General features: G+C 51.9%; 17 protein-coding genes. 7 read left to right on the forward strand and 10 right to left on the reverse strand.

The genetic code is table 11. The features are described 5' to 3' along the window. Window positions 1–52: 52 nt before the first annotated feature. From leuC to CRO33_RS18540, 4 genes are read left to right on the forward strand one after another with little or no spacing between them, the layout of a single operon-like run. A complete protein-coding gene (gene leuC / locus CRO33_RS18525) occupies window positions 53–1,474 on the forward strand; it encodes a 3-isopropylmalate dehydratase large subunit (protein ID WP_097119159.1) in 1,422 nt (473 codons plus the stop codon). A 1-nt stretch (window position 1,475) separates the two neighbouring features. After that, window positions 1,476–2,102: a 3-isopropylmalate dehydratase small subunit gene (leuD, locus tag CRO33_RS18530; protein ID WP_097119160.1), complete on the forward strand. Its 627-nt coding sequence runs from the start codon at window positions 1,476–1,478 to the stop codon at window positions 2,100–2,102. After that, window positions 2,099–3,013, forward strand: coding sequence for an alpha/beta fold hydrolase (locus CRO33_RS18535; protein WP_097119161.1), 915 nt, complete (start codon window positions 2,099–2,101; stop codon window positions 3,011–3,013). The genes leuD and CRO33_RS18535 overlap by 4 nt, the downstream gene beginning before the upstream one ends. 30 nt (window positions 3,014–3,043) lie before the next feature. Further along, complete coding sequence (locus CRO33_RS18540; protein WP_097119162.1) at window positions 3,044–4,003, forward strand: LysR family transcriptional regulator; 960 nt, start codon at window positions 3,044–3,046, stop codon at window positions 4,001–4,003. A 25-nt stretch (window positions 4,004–4,028) separates the two neighbouring features. On the opposite strand, the gene CRO33_RS18545 is transcribed toward CRO33_RS18540, so the two are convergent. Together CRO33_RS18545 and kup are read right to left on the reverse strand one after the other, a co-directional pair. Beyond that, window positions 4,029–4,334, reverse strand: a complete 306-nt coding sequence (locus CRO33_RS18545; protein WP_045815559.1) for a DUF1471 domain-containing protein — start codon at window positions 4,332–4,334, stop codon at window positions 4,029–4,031. A gap of 279 nt (window positions 4,335–4,613) precedes the next feature. Beyond that, on the reverse strand, window positions 4,614–6,482 hold the full coding sequence (gene kup, locus CRO33_RS18550; protein WP_097119163.1) for a low affinity potassium transporter Kup: 1,869 nt from the start codon (window positions 6,480–6,482) through the stop codon (window positions 4,614–4,616). Window positions 6,483–6,837: 355 nt separating this feature from the next. Between kup and CRO33_RS18555 the strand changes: the two genes are divergently transcribed. Then, window positions 6,838–7,947 (forward strand): SDR family oxidoreductase, encoded by a 1,110-nt coding sequence (locus tag CRO33_RS18555; RefSeq protein ID WP_097119164.1) that lies wholly within the window; start codon window positions 6,838–6,840, stop codon window positions 7,945–7,947. A 45-nt stretch (window positions 7,948–7,992) separates the two neighbouring features. Here CRO33_RS18555 and CRO33_RS18560 read toward each other — a convergent pair whose 3' ends face one another. Then, the gene (locus CRO33_RS18560) at window positions 7,993–8,793 is read right to left on the reverse strand and encodes a MetQ/NlpA family ABC transporter substrate-binding protein (RefSeq protein WP_097119165.1); all 801 of its coding nucleotides are present in this window, start codon (window positions 8,791–8,793) and stop codon (window positions 7,993–7,995) included. 429 nt (window positions 8,794–9,222) lie between these two features. Between CRO33_RS18560 and CRO33_RS18565 the strand changes: the two genes are divergently transcribed. Next, window positions 9,223–9,402, forward strand: a complete 180-nt coding sequence (locus CRO33_RS18565) for a hypothetical protein (protein ID WP_097119166.1) — start codon at window positions 9,223–9,225, stop codon at window positions 9,400–9,402. A gap of 19 nt (window positions 9,403–9,421) precedes the next feature. Here CRO33_RS18565 and CRO33_RS18570 read toward each other — a convergent pair whose 3' ends face one another. Next, window positions 9,422–9,994 carry a TetR/AcrR family transcriptional regulator gene (locus CRO33_RS18570; protein WP_097119167.1) on the reverse strand — a complete coding sequence of 191 codons (573 nt, stop codon included), beginning with the start codon at window positions 9,992–9,994 and terminating at the stop codon, window positions 9,422–9,424. Between the two features lie 90 nt (window positions 9,995–10,084). On the opposite strand from CRO33_RS18570, the gene CRO33_RS18575 reads away from it, so the two are divergent. Beyond that, window positions 10,085–10,981, forward strand: a complete 897-nt coding sequence (locus tag CRO33_RS18575; protein ID WP_097119168.1) for an ABC transporter six-transmembrane domain-containing protein — start codon at window positions 10,085–10,087, stop codon at window positions 10,979–10,981. Here the strand turns inward: CRO33_RS18575 and CRO33_RS18580 are convergent, their stop codons facing one another. From CRO33_RS18580 to CRO33_RS18605, 6 genes are all read right to left on the reverse strand, one after another. Beyond that, window positions 10,982–11,770 (reverse strand): MBL fold metallo-hydrolase, encoded by a 789-nt coding sequence (locus CRO33_RS18580; protein WP_097119169.1) that lies wholly within the window; start codon window positions 11,768–11,770, stop codon window positions 10,982–10,984. It abuts the gene before it with no gap. Window positions 11,771–11,940: 170 nt separating this feature from the next. Further along, window positions 11,941–12,273: a gamma-glutamylcyclotransferase family protein gene (locus CRO33_RS18585; RefSeq protein ID WP_034823962.1), complete on the reverse strand. Its 333-nt coding sequence runs from the start codon at window positions 12,271–12,273 to the stop codon at window positions 11,941–11,943. A gap of 440 nt (window positions 12,274–12,713) precedes the next feature. Next, entirely contained in the window at window positions 12,714–13,262 is a 549-nt protein-coding gene (locus CRO33_RS18590) for an RNA polymerase sigma factor (protein ID WP_097119170.1), read from the reverse strand. Window positions 13,263–13,267: 5 nt separating this feature from the next. Continuing rightward, complete coding sequence (locus CRO33_RS18595) at window positions 13,268–13,702, reverse strand: hypothetical protein (RefSeq protein WP_097119171.1); 435 nt, start codon at window positions 13,700–13,702, stop codon at window positions 13,268–13,270. A 220-nt stretch (window positions 13,703–13,922) separates the two neighbouring features. Continuing rightward, window positions 13,923–15,209 carry an MmgE/PrpD family protein gene (locus tag CRO33_RS18600; protein ID WP_097119172.1) on the reverse strand — a complete coding sequence of 429 codons (1,287 nt, stop codon included), beginning with the start codon at window positions 15,207–15,209 and terminating at the stop codon, window positions 13,923–13,925. After that, window positions 15,206–16,129: a serine hydrolase domain-containing protein gene (locus tag CRO33_RS18605; protein ID WP_097119173.1), complete on the reverse strand. Its 924-nt coding sequence runs from the start codon at window positions 16,127–16,129 to the stop codon at window positions 15,206–15,208. Before CRO33_RS18605 ends, CRO33_RS18600 begins: the two co-directional genes overlap by 4 nt. Window positions 16,130–16,136 lie beyond the last annotated feature (7 nt).

The following is a 16,136-nucleotide window of genomic DNA, read 5'->3' on the forward strand; positions in this document are numbered from 1 at the left end:
TATTACCCTAGAGTCTCTAATGACTTGTTGATACTTTTATGTGGGCAATCGCATGGCTAACAAAACACTGTATGAAAAACTGATCGATCAGCATGTGGTACGTCAGTTAGACGATGAAGGGCATGTGTTGCTCTATATTGATCGATCAATACTCAACGAATACACCAGCCCGCAGGCCTTTAGCGGGCTGCGTGAACATCATCGCCCGGTACGTCGTCCGGCGACTATCTTACTCAATGTCGATCACGTAAATCCCACGCGTCCTGAGCGTGACGATGCGATGACCGATGCCGGCGGGCAGCTGCAGGTGGATTACTTCCGTCAAAATGCCGCCCATTTTGGCATCGAACTGTTTGATGTCATGGACCCGCGCCAGGGCATCGAGCATGTGGTTGCGCATGAGCAGGGGCTGGTCATGCCCGGTATGGTGATCGCCGCCGGTGACAGCCACACCACCACCTATGGCGCATTTGGTGCGTTGGGTTTCGGCATCGGAACGTCAGAAATTGAACATCTTCTCGCTACGCAAACTCTGATTTATCGCACGCTGAAAACCATGCGCGTCACGGTAACGGGTGAGCTGCCTTATGGCTGTTCGGCTAAAGACATCATTCTGGCGTTGATTGAAGATATTGGCGCCTCAGGGGCAACCGGTTATGCCATCGAGTTTGACGGCCCGGCGATTGACGCGCTGAGTATGGAAGGGCGCATGACGCTGTGCAATATGGCTGTCGAGGCCGGTGCACGCGGAGCGATTATTGCGCCAGATGAGAAGGTATTCGCCTACATCCAGGGCAAACCGCAAATGCCAACGGGTGCATTGTGGGAGCAGGCAAAGGCCGAATGGATGACTTTGCGCAGTGATGACGGGGCCAAATTCGACCGTGCGATTGAGCTGGATTGCAGCGACCTTGAACCTAAAGTGACCTGGGGCATCAGCCCGGATCAGACCTGTGCTATTGGCGGCTGTGTACCTGATCCGCAATACGAACCCGATTTGATTAAACAGCAGGCAATACAAGCCGCACTGAAATATATGGGGCTGGAACCTGGCATGCGCCTGTCTGACATCGCCATCACCCATGCGTTTATTGGCTCCTGTACCAACGGCAGAATCGAAGATTTGCGCGCTGCAGCAGCGGTGATTGGCGAGCGCAAAATCGCCCGACACGTGCGCGGGATCATCGTGCCAGGCTCCACACAGGTGCGTCAGCAAGCAGAGGCTGAAGGCTTAGCCGACATTTTTATCAATGCAGGTTTTGAGTGGCGGCAGTCGGGGTGCTCAATGTGCCTGGCAATGAATGAAGATGTCCTGGAACCCGGCGATCGCTGTGCTTCAGGAACCAACCGCAATTTTGCGGGCCGCCAGGGTGCAGGAGCACGAACCCATTTAATGAGCCCGGCGATGGTCGCCGCCGCTGCGGTGGCCGGTCATCTGGTCGATGTACGCAACTTCACGACAGTAGAGGTTTAATATGGACGCTTTTCACAGCATGACCGGACGCATTGCCCATTTACCGGCGGCCAACATTGATACGGATGTGATCATGCCAAAGCAGTTTCTGAAAGGCATCGATCGCCAGGGTTTGGATCGGGGCGTGTTCTTTGACCTGCGATTTTTGCCCGACGGTAGTGCGAATCCCGCGTTTATCCTCAACCAGCCTGCCGGAAAGAACGCGGCATTCTTGCTGGTAGGACCCAACTTTGGCTGTGGTTCCAGTCGCGAACATGCGGTGTGGGGACTCAATCAGCTGGGCATTCGCGCCATCATCGGCACCAGTTTTGCCGGCATCTTTGACGATAACTGCCAGCGCAACGGCGTATTGACGCTAACGCTAAGTGAGGAGGCGTATCAGCAGCTCAGCGCTGCTACCGCTGATGCAGAACACAACCAGATTACGGTTTCTCTGGAAGATAAGACCCTCACCTTCAATCAGCAGGTGTTGCATTTTGAGGTCAGCGCGCTCAAACGTGAGATGTTAATGGGTGGCGGCAGCGCGGTAGACTGGACGCTCCAATACGAGACTGACATTACGCAGTTTGAACATCGGCACTTTGCTCAGCGCCCCTGGCTGCAGCGGGTTAAAGGACAAACAGCATGAGTGACATCAAGGGTTGCGGCGCATCGCCGTTTATCGACGGATTTGCCTTGAAAGCGGTCACGCTGGACAACGGTATCACACTACGCGTGGCAATCGGGGGCGAAGGACCGCCGTTGCTGATGCTGCACGGGCATCCACAAAATCATCTGGCGTGGCGTAAAATCGCTTCGCAGCTGGCGCAAAAATACCAGGTGATCCTGCCTGATCTGCGCGGCTACGGCGACAGCGACAAACCCGCCAGCGACGAACGCCATCTGGCCTATTCAAAACGCGCCATGGCTGAAGATATCAGCCAGTTGATTGATGCACTGGGTCTTTCGCGTGTCGCGTTTGTCGGACACGATCGCGGTGCCCGGGTTGGACATCGTCTGGCGCTTGACCATCCGGAGAAAGTGGCTTGCGGCACTTTCGTCGATATCGCCCCGACTGCCACCATGTATGCGCAGACCGACAAGGCGTTTGCTACGCGCTATTTTTGGTGGTTCTTTCTGATCCAGCCTTATCCACTGCCGGAGACAATGATCGGACACGATCCGGCTTTCTTCCTGCGAAAACATATTGATGGTCAACTCAAGACAGCGGGGGCGACTTCAGAAGCGGTATTCAATGATTATTTGCGCTGCTATCAGCAACCCGAGATGATCCACGCCGTCTGCGAAGATTATCGCGCGGCCGCCACGGTGGATTTAGAGCACGATGCAGAGGACAGCGACAAACGCATCGTTTGTCCGCTTCAATTGCTGTGGGGGGAAAAGGGCACGGTCGGTCAGCTATACGATGTGGTTGAAACCTGGCAGGAGAAGGCCATTAATGTGCAGGGCAAGGCACTGCCTTGTGGGCATTCCCCACAGGAAGAAGTCCCGGCGGTATTTTTAGCACAGCTTCAGGGCTTTCTCGATTCTGCGTTATAACCGCTCGATGTTGGCTAACTGCGTAATAGTATGAAGCTCTTGCTTGCCGGGAAAAACGTTCAGAAACCGCTACAGGGCTGGCCCTCTGTCGAAGACCTCTATGTGTTTATCAGCGTGGCGCGTCATGGTGGTTTTGGTCGCGCTGCCGTGGAGCTGGGCCAGTCTCCATCGTATATCAGCAAACGTATCGCCATTCTTGAGAAACAGCTCGACACCCGGCTTTTCTTCCGCACCAATCGGGTGATGCGCCTGACGCCAGAAGGTGAGAAAGCGCTGGAGGGGGCGCAGCTAGTGGTACAGGAAATGGATGCGTTTCTGAATAATTTTCAGCAGTGGCGCGGCGAATTAACCGGTGAGTTGACCGTTGGCTGTTCGCTGGGATTTGGTCAGGCGTATTTATCTGATGCCATTTCAGCCTTTATTTCTCAGCATCCATCTTTAAATATCAAACTCATTTTAAGCGATCGTGAGATTGATTTGATGCAATCCGGCACCGATGTGGATATACAGGTTGGCGATAATCTGAATCATTCTTACATCGCGCGTAAACTGGCCGTTAATCGGCGTATTCTTTGCGCATCCCCTGAATATTTAGCGCGCGCTGGGGCGGTCAATTCGCTGGATGAATTAATTGACCACAGCTGCCTTATCATCAATGAAAAGAACAATTCATTCGGCAATTGGGCGCTGACTGACGGTAAGCAACAGGTATTGTGCCGACTGAATAGCCGTTATTCGTCAAACAGTGGCAAGGTCATTTTAAACTGGGCGTTGAAGTCACACGGGATTGCGCTCCGCTCGGCATGGGATGTAACGCCTTATCTCAGCACTGGCGAATTGGTCCATGTTTTACCGCAGTGGTATCAGCAGGCGAATATCTGGGCGGTGTATACGCAACGGACATCGGAATCGCCGCGCATGAAAGTGTTTATTGATTTTCTCGCCGAATACTTTGCAGATAAAAGCCTGTCACAAGAGTGGCAGGCTTAAATGCAACAGCGAAGGGGGGTTAACATTAGCCGTACGCCACTTTGCTATTGATATGGTACAGGGTTGCGGTAGCCGCCATTACATGCTGACCATCGTGGCCCGGCTCATGGGATTCAACATCAGTGATGTGATAACCCACGGCCCCTGCAGCGAGCGTTTTTTTCACAATCGCATCAGTCAGTTCTTCCATCGAAGTGGCCCAGCTCACGGAAGTAAAGCCCACAGGATGAATCGATGATAATTCACGATGGGTCAAATCCGCACGGACTAAAACGGGTTTAACATTTTGCGGTGTGAAAATAGAGATAACGTCATTAATAAGTTCTTTCATGGTCTTACTCCTCAAAATAACTGCTGAGCCGATTTCGAAGCTATGCATTTTATTGTTGATGGTGATTTTATACATTCCGACAGTTGCGCACGGCAGGTAATGAGTGCCGGTAGGCTTAATAAACACCTTTTGAGGTTATGCGTTTTAGCTTTAATTGCTAATTAGTTGTTAAGAAAAGTTCAGCCACAACTCCGTTAAACTTTCGGGAATATTCTTTCATCTGGTTACATTTGTGGCAGGGCAATAAGTTGAATGGGGCGTCATGCACGCCCCATTTTGTTAAAACTCGCGTTGTCCACCCAGTTCGATAACGCGATTGGGTGGAATATTAAATTGCTCATGCGCACGCAGCGCATTGCGTTGGCAGAAGTGAAAGATGCCGCCTTTTATTCTTGCCAGTCCGCGGCGTTTTTTCATCACCAGGGTGTCGTGTGAGGTAAAGAAAGACGCTTCATTCAGCGTGCAGCCAAAACCTTCCAGTCCGCACAGGTGTAAAACCTCCGCCATTGAAGGGACTTCTCGCCAGCCGTATGCCGCGGTTACCTGCCAAAAGGACGGCGAAAGTTGGGTGATGGTGATGCGCTTCTGATTGTGCACGCGTGGCGTATCTGTCGTGCGGATGTTCAGCAACACCACGCGCTTATGCAGCACCCGGTTATGCTTGAGGTTATGCAGCAGCGCCTGTGGAATCTCAAACTCTTTACGCGCCAGGAAGATGGCAGTACCCGGTACACGACTGGGCGGATTGGTTTCCAGTGATTTCACCAGCGCCTGCAGGCTTTCCGGATCGTTGTTCAATTTTTTGATTAACCGATTACGCTCGGTGCTCCAGATCAGCATCAACCCCATCATGGTCAGCGCCATCAGTACCGGAACCCAACCACCTGACAGCAGTTTCATCAGGTTCGCCGCAAACAGCGGCACGTCAATGCTCAGCATACATAGCAGGAAAATCCCCGCCAGCGGCAGTGGCCATTTCCAGTTACGCAGCGCCACCACGCCGGCCAGACAGGCGGTGATCACCATAGTGCCGGTCACCACGATACCGTAAGCGGAGGAGAGGGCCGAGGACTGACGGAATGCCAGCACAATCACCGTTACCGCAACAAACAGCAGCCAGTTCACCACGGGAATGTAGATTTGGCCAGATTCAATATGCGAGGTGAACACAATACGCATGGGTGGCAGAAAACCCTGACGTATCGCCTGATGCGTCAGCGTATAAACGCCGGTAATCACCGACTGCGCCGCGATCACCGTGGCGAGCGTTGACAGCACTATCAGGGGAATCTGTCCCCAACCCGGTGCGAGATTAAAGAACGGGTTGTTGACCGCCTTTGCATCCGCAATCACCAGCGCCCCCTGACCGAAGTAATTCAGCACCAATGCCGGCATGGCAATCACCAGCCACGCCAGGCGAATCGGCGCTTTGCCGAGATGCCCCATATCCGCATACAGCGCTTCAGCACCGGTGACGGCCAGCACCACCATGCCCATCGCGGCAAAGGCGAGAGCCTCGTGCGTCAGTAAGAAGGTCAGGGCATAGCTGGGGTTAAGCGCCTGCAATACTGTGGGATTGAGCGCGATACCACGCATGCCTAGTAAGCCAATCGAAACAAACCAGATAAACATCACCGGCCCAAACACCTTACTGACTTTTTCCGTTCCGTGTTTTTGAATGATGAACAACAGGGAAAGGATCACCACGGCCATCGGCACCACATATTTGTCGAGATGCGGAGAAACCACCTCAATCCCTTCAATGGCAGAGAGCACTGAAATCGCCGGCGTGATGATGCCATCACCGTAAAAGAAGGCGCCACCCGTCAAACCGGCCAGAATAATGATGTGACCAATCTTCGGACCGACGTTACGACGCGCCAGTGACATCAGCGTTAAAATACCGCCTTCACCATCATGGTCGGCACGCATGACAAAGCAGACATATTTCAGGGTAACGATCAGGGTTAACGCCCAGAAAATCAGTGACAGAAAACCCATCACGGCAGTGGTTGAGATTGATCCATCCGGTAAGATCGACAGGCACTCTTTCAGGGTGTAAAGCGGGCTGGTACCGATATCACCAAACACGATCCCTGCGGCGGCCAACATGCCAGCAGGCAGAGACTGTTTCTCGGTCTGACTCATATATTTCCTGTTTCTTATCAGCGTGGAACGGCGATGGCTGTGTCTATGACGGCGAACATACCTGTTTACCCGAACGGTTAATAGCGGGTGGTGGTTTTGTGACCTGCATTTTTACGCCTGGCAGCGAAATTTTTACGACATTTTTATATCGCGGCGGTTTTTTAATCTCAGAATAGACGAACGGTGAGAAATAAAATGACGGATGGTTATCAGAGATAAACGAAAGCTAACTGGACCGCTTTTTCCCTCACCTTGTGCAGATCGCATTTATTCGCCATTTATCTGCGCTGGCATACATTCGAAGCCACGCTCAATGGACCGTTTTCGTCCAGAAACCAACTGATAGCTGAATACTATGAATACGATTTTAATTACTGGCGCAACCGGATTTTTAGGCGGAGCAGTAACGGTTAACTTATTGAAGAAAAGCGAGAATAATCGACTGTTACTGCTGGTGCGCGGTGATTCACCCACCGAAGGACTGAGTCGGTTGCAATCCAATCTGGCTAAATTTGGCGTGGCACAAAATCTGTTGGAGTCACTGACCACAGATAACATTCTTATTGGCGATTTCGCGGAACCAGAGCGGTTTACTGGCGACCCGCGTCTGGATAGCGTTACACATGTGCTCAACTGTGCGGCTGTGGCTTCGTTTGGGGCGAATCCTTACATCTGGAAAGTTAACGTTGAAGGAACTTTCACCTTCGCCAGTCGTATGAATCAGGTCAGCGGACTTAAGCGCTTTATTCATGTCGGAACGGCAATGTCTTGTGCGCCGGAAGCTAACACCCTGGTGACCGAGAGCAAACTGAATACGCTGCGCGATCAGCACATTGTTGAGTACACCTGGAGTAAAGCCACGGTGGAAAAAATGATGAGCGAGATGTTACCCGAACTGCCGCTGATTATTGCGCGTCCCTCTATTGTTGTGGGCCATTCCGATCATGGCTGCACGCCATCGCCGAGTATTTTCTGGGTGTTCCGCATGGCACTGACATTGGGTAAGTTTATGTGTGAGCTGGACGATCGTATTGATGTGGTGCCTGTGGATTATTGTGCAGATGCGCTGGAGCTGTTGTTGACCGCTGAAAACGTCGATAAAAGCATTATTCACATTTCGGCGGGGCTCAACAGCAGTGTCACCTTCGCGGAGATTGATAAAGCGATGGCGAAAGCCTCAGGCAATGTGCCCGTGGGCGAGAGTTATCAGAAAGTGAATTATCGCGAGCTGGCCGAAAGTAAGAAAAACTTCGCGTCGTTATTTGGGCCGTGCAATGAGCGGATTGTGTTGCGCGCCATGAATCTTTACGGCCATTTCTCCAAACTCAACGTGGTGTTCTGCAATGAGAAGTTGCTGGAGTTAGGCATGCCGCCCTCCTCGAAATTTACTGATTACCTGCACCGCTGCGTGACCTCGACACAGGATTCAACCATCGCTGAATTGATGGCAGTGGATTTTAAGTAATAAAAAGCCGCGCAACACGCCTGTTGCGCGGCTTTTAAGCGGCTATTACCAACCCTTGATAATGTCGCCTTTGTAAATCTCGTTAGCTTTATCCAGCACTTCCTGCGACTGGAAAGCCTCTTTCAGCTTCTGCACATTCGTGCTGTCTTTGTTATCTTCGCGCGCCACAATCGCATTCACATACGGCGACGCTTTGCCTTCCATAAACATGCCATCCTTCGACGCGGAGAGGTTAACCAGCGCGGCAAAGTTGTTATTGATGATGGAGATATACACCTGCGGATCGTCGAGAGTACGGGCCAGTTGCGGGGTATCCACTTCAACGATTTTAAGTTTCTTCGGATTATCCGTGATATCCAGCGTGGTTGGCAGCAAGCCCGCTTCGGGTTTCACTTTGATCAGTCCCTGAGCTTGCAACAGCAACAGGCTGCGACCGAGAGTGGTTGCTTCGTTAGAGATGGTGATGGTCGCGCCATCTGGCAGTGCATCGAGCGCTTTGATCTTGCGGGAGTAGCCGGCAATCGGGAACACAAACGTGTTGGTGACCACGGCGAACTTATAGCCACGCTCTTTCGACTGCATCTCCAGATAAGGCAGGCTCTGGAAGGCGTTGGCATCGACATCTTTATTGAAAAGGGCTTCGTTCGGTTGTACATAATCGTTAAATGCCACCACATCGACATCCAGATGATATTTATCATGAGCGACCTGTTTAACGGTCTGCCAGAGCGCTTCGTCAGGACCGGTGTTAATGGCGACTTTGATGGCATTGTCTTTGTTGTTGTCGCAGGCGCTCAGCAGTGAAACCGCAGCGGCGAGAAGGGTGGTAACGAGTAATTTGTTCATAGTACGAGTCCCTGGGTAACGTAGGAGACGGACTATAATATACGTCTGGACGTCTGTACATCCATGAACGGTGCGTTCGCCTTAAATTTGCTCAGTGCAATTAATCGCCTATGCATAGCAAAAAGTAATTAATATCGGTGAATGACATTGCGCATTGCTGATATATCCATCACGAAACCATTTAGAAATTTCACAGCTTTTCGTTTTGCCTGGGGTGTAGATTGCACTTTCTGAAGCTGAGATCGATCTCATTTATCAGAGGATCTGCGGGTTTGTCGCAGGTGGGTAGTCATTCGTCATCGGATTTTCTGCAGATTGTAATATTAATATAACTGCATTGTGCATCAAGAGACTTACAAGATAATCTGTTGAAGCAGATTATCTTGTTATAGATCGGGAGAAGATGATGGAGTCTGTAAAGCGTTGGATATGGAGCAGTTAAACTCGTTTCTGAGTAGCGGTAAACACCCTTCAGTTATTATTGGCTTCAATTTAACCAGTGATGCGTTTTTCAATATGGCAGCATACTGGCGTGAACGCGGCGTCACGATTGAGAAACACGATAACTATTTTGTCGCCAAATCGGACAGTTCAGTGACCACGTCCTGAATCGAAAAATTTCTATTATTCAAAGCGCGAGTTTAATAAAGGCATGCAGATCGCTGATTGCCTGTTCCCGCGCTTCAGCTTCCTGCACCACAATGAGTAAATCCGCATAGCCGTTCAGCATAGCACTGAGCTGACGCGCTACCTGTTCTGCATCAGCCTGACGAAAAACACCTGCATTTATCCCATCACGTATGATGTCGGTCATCAGTGCATGCCACTGCTTTGTTACCTGAGTGGCCAGTTCGGCATAGTCGACTTCCGTAGTGGCTTTTCGCCAAAGTGAGCTGTAAAGCTGCCATACCGCATCCGGTTCCAGCGGCAGATAATCGGCAATAAAGGCTTCCAGTCTTTCATGGAAGGGCAGCATTCCAATTTGCTGCGTAAATTCCTGAAGATCTTTTTGTGCGAAGCGCGCGCACGCCTCCAGACTCAATGACGCCCAGCCTGAAAAGTAGTGATAAATGTGGCTACGGGATAACCCCAACTGTGTCGTCAGTTCGCGGGTTTTCACATTCTCTAAACCTTTTTCGATGAACAGTGCCACCGCTGTATCCAGAATCTTTTCACGCAATTCTGCTGTTGTATCTTTCATCACCACCGCCGTTGACTTTGAGCAAGTGCTCAAATACACTTTTGCCATTTTTGAGCAACCGCTCAAAAGTGGCAATTTGAACGTAATCTAATGCAAATCATACCTGAAAATATATCAAGCGGGGCCTCACGCAGCGCTCTTAATACACTGAAAGTGCTGGCGAAACGTAATAAGAAAAAATTACTGCTAACCATGATGCTGGTGATCGCTGAAAATGTGGTTTACCTGCTTTACCCGTTGCTGGCGGGTTTCGCGATCAACGCCATCATGCATGGCAACGCACTTCACGGCCTGTTTTATGCCGGTTTAGTGATGATTATGTGGTTGATTGGCGCAGCGCGCCGCACCATGGACACCCGCACTTTTGCACGCATTTATGCCGGTCTGGCAGTGCCCGTGATCCTCGCTCAGCGTGAAGAGGCGCACAGCCATTCCGCCATTGCGGCAAGGGTGACGCTTTCACGCCAGTTTGTGGATTTTTTTGAAACGCATCTTCCGATGTTGATCACCTCCGCGGCCTCAATGTGTGGTGCCGTGGTGATGTTACTCACCATTGAACCCTGGGCCGGATTGGCGTGTTTAACGGTTTTGCTGCTGTTTGCCGGATTCTTGCCGGGCTACACACGAAAAAATGAATCGCTTATCGGGCGGATGAATGATCGACTGGAGCGGGAAGTGGGTTTTGTCAGTACCGCAGGCGAACAGAAGCTTAATCGCCATTATCACTTTCTGGCGCAAGTGCGGATTCGCTTGTCTGACCGCGAAGCGATTGGCTATTTGTCGATTGGTATTGCCTCCGCACTGCTGTTTGGCATCACGATCAGCGTGATGGCGTTAAAAGGCGGTATGAGCGCAGGCCATATTTATTCGGTCATGACCTATTTATGGATGTTTGCCATGAGCCTTGATGATGGCCCGTCCTTGCTGGAAAAGTATTCTCAGCTGAAAGAAATCGGTAAACGGGTGAATACCGGGCTGGCAGGTTAATTATTGCAGGCAGCGGATATAACGTTCAGCTGCCTGTCTGACAATGGATTGTGCCTGCTGTGTCATTTCCCGACCGGCAAAAGCGCCATAAATCTGCGAGAAGGTGACCTTATCCAGTCGGTGAATGAGCGTATTCACCGTAGCTGCAGAAAGCGGCAACATGTTGGGATAGCTCCACATAAATGACACGGAATTTGCACCGGGTGTCACTTGCACAACATCACCACTCAACAGCACGCCATCATGTTGCGACCAGTGCAGTACACAGCCTCCTTTAAAATGCCCACCCAGGCGTAATATCGTGACATCGGGCAGTAAATCCAATTCGTCACCTTGCCAGAGATGAATATGCGAGCTCTGGCGCATAATCCATTCCCGATCATCCTCATGCAAATAGATGGGTGCATTAAATGCCGCAGCCCAGTCTTGCATGGTGCTGTAGTAATGGGGATGAGAAATGGCAATGGCATCAATACCGCCGAGTGCGTGTATCAATGATTCCGTGGCGTCATCCAGATTCGCAATGCAGTCCCAGAGAATATTCCCCTGCGCGCTTTGCAGTAAAAAAGCACGTTGGTTGATGGCGAAACTCGGGACAGTTTGCAGGCTGAATAATCCCTTTAGATGCTGCTGCCATTTATTTTGATGTGTGGCACCCAGAGCCGAGAATTCCAGCCATTGCTGCCCTTTGACAGGCACAAACTGCCGCTCGTCTTCGCAAATTTTGCAATGTGAGATGCCTGGATCATCTTCATAAGAAGTACTGCAGGCGGTGCAGAGTTTGCTCATCTGAATGCTCCTTGATGCGGTTTGCATTCATTCTAGCCTGGCTTATTAAGTGCGAGCGTGCTGCAACCCATACCGCAGAGAATACCTATGCCGCAGAAGCCAGATGTATTCTCATTTCGCAAGGTATCGTGGGCGTTGCGCTTGCTTAGGCTGGAAAAGAGCAGGGCAGATTAGGCCTGTGGCGGCTGTAACTGATAAATCCACGCTGTGATTTTCTCTCCTTCGAGGGTGGTGACTTCAACATCAACACGATCATACCCCTCCTCGAACTCATCCAGCATTGTCCAGTGCGCGGTCAGATGCTCTGAGAAGAAGAGTGAGCCTTTGACAAGGCCCGCATTGTTGTCCAGCACAATGCCGGGAAAATCCGCTGCCGCGCCCCAGCCGCGTTCATAGAAGATGCCGTTGACCGTTCCGGGCAGCCACTCTCCACCGATACTGTCCAGAATATGCGCATTTGAATGACCTGGTTGCAAGGTGCCGTATACAAATAAAGGTTTCATTTTCCCTCGAAAAATCAAACAAAAGAGTGACTTTAGCGCTCATGAAATGAAAAGTCATCTGAAGGTTGAATTTCATGACCAGACCGCCCGTTATGCCATATAGGGTTCAATGAAACACGGTATTGTGAGCCATCGTATCCGGTCAGGAAAAGATCAATGTTGAATTGTTCAGGCATCTCCCGCAGTGCCATCAAGGGTTATCCGCAATCCGCACAGTTCGATGTCTTGCTTTCCATCACTGGAATGACCCCCTGATACAAATAGCGGCGCTGGCGCGTGAGCAAAAAATTAAATTGTCTTTACCGGTCATCGGACAAGCCGTAAACATTGTGCAACCAAGGGAAGAAGCGGTCTGGTGGTAACTGGAAATATAGGCTGCTATTTACGGTAAGTAGCAGCCATTCTTTTTACGATTCAGTCAGTAAAACGCCATGTTTTCATTACTCAGCGGTAAGCTCATCATAAAGACTGCGCAATCGCGTACGCAGGGAAAGCACCGCTTTATGTTTGCGTGATAACAGCGCCTGGACGCTGACGCCGCTCTCTTCAGACAGGTCGTTGTAGCTGTAACCCAACAACTCTGTTTTTTCAAAAACCTCGCGCTGAGCGAGTGGCAGTTCCGCTAAGGCTTCCTCCAGTTCTTCCCATAGCAGTGCTTTGAGATACTCATCTTCCGGCGTTTCCGGCACGCCAAAGAGCGTTTCAGCCAGCTCATCTTCGGGAAAATCCGCCTCCTCATCGCCGTTCATCAGATCGGCTAGCGGCAGTTCACGCTTCTTTCGCGCCCGGTCGGTCATCTCATTGCGTGCGGCACGGAATAACCAGGCCGCGACATTTTCCACCGGTTGCTCAACCTGCATGAGCTTGTAGGTCACTTCCTGCAGGATATCGTCGGCATCTTCACGGATCGAGGTGCGGCCGCGAATAAATGCGCTTAATTTTGCCCGACAGGCGTTCAACGCGGACATCAGCAGAGAATCCTGCGCCATGGCGTTTACTCTGCGTCTGACGATTTAGCGGGAGTTTCGTCGGAGGGTGAGCGCGCATCATCGCGACGGACATGCCAGTCACAGCGATCGCGGCGTCCACGGTGCGAACGTTCACGGCGGTGTTGCATAAACTCTTCGCGCTGTTCTGGGGTCATCTGCATCCAGCGTTCGTGCATGCGACGACGTGCCATACCGAACATGCCGGGGCGGAAACCTAAGCCACCAAACAGTATGCGGCACAATACCAGTAGCCCGATCGCCTGCCAGAACCCAATCGCCTTCACGCCGATGATGGCTGGCAGCACGGCATTCCACAGCGACATCACCAGCAGCCCAAGTGCCGCGATGATCACCACGCCGAGCAACAAGGGTTTCATCATGCGATGACCACCAAAATGGTGGTCACGGCGGTGTTGTCTGCGCATATCGAAATCTCTCACTGTTGTTATTCCTCATTACAGTAGCCGATATTGGCTCGTACTGAGGTAGACGAATGAGCGATGTGAATATTGCCAAAGAAGTGAAAATATTTTCCGAGCTTATAAATTTAGCGGTGATTCGGTGTTGTTCTACCGATCCGATTCACCGCTGCTCCCGAAGCGAATTCTCCTGCGATGAACGGGATCCATCCAACGATGGCTGCTACCCATACTGTCAGGGTTAAAACATAAGCTGACGTATAAACGTTAAATCAGCTTGCTGCGCTAATTCCTTTAGGCGCTGATAAAGCAATTCTGCCTGGGGTAGCGCTGCACAACAATCTAAGAACTTTGCCTGGCGATCGTCGGTGCTGAAAGGTTCGTCTAACGCACCACGCGCCCGCAATCTGGCGTGGACAATTTCCTGACCATTCCTGAAACGCAAAGTGAGGATATGCGGCAAGTTTCTGTCTTCAGCCTCCTGTTCCGCTGTCCATGGCGCGAGGGTAATCATCGCCAACAGTTGTACATCTGCCTGTTGTTTTACGCTGGCGGCGGTAAAGTCCTGCACGCTCAACGTGCCGTTCCTGAGCATCATGGCAACGCAATATTGCATTGAGAAGCGCGCTTGCATTTCATCCTGCGGCTGGTGGTAGGTAAGATTGCGCCAGTTGGCGATCCCCACCTGGCAGTGCACGCTTTCAATGTCGTCAATCTTCAATGTTTGCTGTTGCTGGATATCGGCAATCGCATCGAGAATGCGGTGGGTAGACCCGCAGCACGGATATTTTTTCGGCATCACACCGATTTGTTCAATGACATGCTGCTCAGCGCCGGGCAGCGACGGTTGGCTTAACAGACCGGCATAGAGTTCCGCAAAACCCTGTGCGCACTCAAGAATATCCAGACGACCTTGCATGCCGGTTTGCGCCAGCGTCGCGGCTTCAACGGCATTGCGCGCCGCCATTCCGGCATGAAACGGTTTCAGAGGCGTGCCAAACTGGCCTTTGACCCCACTGGCCAGACTTACCGCAATGCTCAACGTACGGGCAATCCCTGCTGCATCCTGGCCGAGCAGGGCAGCAACACCTGCCGCGCTGCCAATGCAACCCACGGTGGATGTACCATGCCAGCCGGCAGTGTAGTGCTGATAGCCGATGGCTTCGCCTATATAGGCTTGTGCCTGCAGACCAATTAAATAAGCGTGTATCAACGATGCGCCGTCGCTGTTTTGCGCCACGGCCAGCAGTGCAGGTACCAAAACGGCCGATGCGTGACTCATGCCCGGTGCAAAGTTGTCGTCAAAGTCGATAGCGTGAGCGGCCGTGGCGTTGAACAACGCATCGAGCGCCTGGCTACGGGGTATCTGAGGCCATGCCTGCTGCACCGCCTGGGTAGAAAAGTCGCTACGGCCAGCTACCATGCAACCCAGGGTATCAATGATGGCGTCAATCGCCAGTTCACGAGCACGAAGAGTAAAGGGCGGTGGATTGGCACACCACTGTGCCAGAGATTCGATGAGCGTCATGATGATGTCTCCCTGTCCAATACGGTGAGCAGCCTGTGCAACAACGAGCCAATCTGGAAACGGTTCACCTCTTGCCCCGGTGTGCGGGTGTCAACACGATGTACGATCACCCTATTCTGTTGCGGCATCACCAGGCAGAAGTGACCGCCTGCACCACGCGCTGAGTAACTGCCCGCTGGCAGGATCACCTCTGGCCAGGCCACGCCATCGCGCGTGATCCACCACATATAGCCGTAGCCCCCGCGATCGCCCGCATGCGAAACAGGCAAGGTGCTGGTGCGAACCCACTGTTGCGGGATGATTTGTCGATCGCCCCAGCGCCCCTGCTGCAGAAAGAGCTGGCCGAATCGCAGCAGGTCGCGACTTGAGAGCGTAAAGGGATAGGCAGGGTGATCAGAAAATTCTCCGGGTTCCAGCCAACTGTCCTGATCAACGCGATAATCCTGCATCCCCAGCGGGTCGGCAATGCGCTGCGCAAACGCCTGGTTGATCTCCTCTCCCGTGAGCTGACGGTAGGCACTGCCCAGCACATTAAAATCCCAGTTGCTATAGCACCAGTTCTCGCCTGGCGCATGCAGGTGGCGCGGGGGTTTAATACGCTGCATCCAGGCGGTTTCATAGTTCGGCGGATGATAAATGCCAGAACGGGCGGTCAACAGATCGTATAGCGTGGCCTGTTTCTCGCTGACGCTCAGTCCTTCACGGTCATCGATTCCCAGCGTCTGCAAGGTTAAGGAGAGATCAAAACGGCCTTCTGCCACTGCGCAGCCGATCAGCGCACTAAGAAAGCTTTTGCGCATCGAGTGGCAGGGGTAACGCTGGGCAGCATCGCCGTAACTGAACAGGATTTCATCACCCTGCGCCACCAGCAGCACGGCAGTGGCCTGGCCTTCAAGTTGTTGCTGAAGTGATTCAAACATGGCAAAG

Source organism: Pantoea sp. GL120224-02, from assembly GCF_900215395.1.
Lineage (GTDB): Bacteria > Pseudomonadota > Gammaproteobacteria > Enterobacterales > Enterobacteriaceae > Pantoea > Pantoea communis.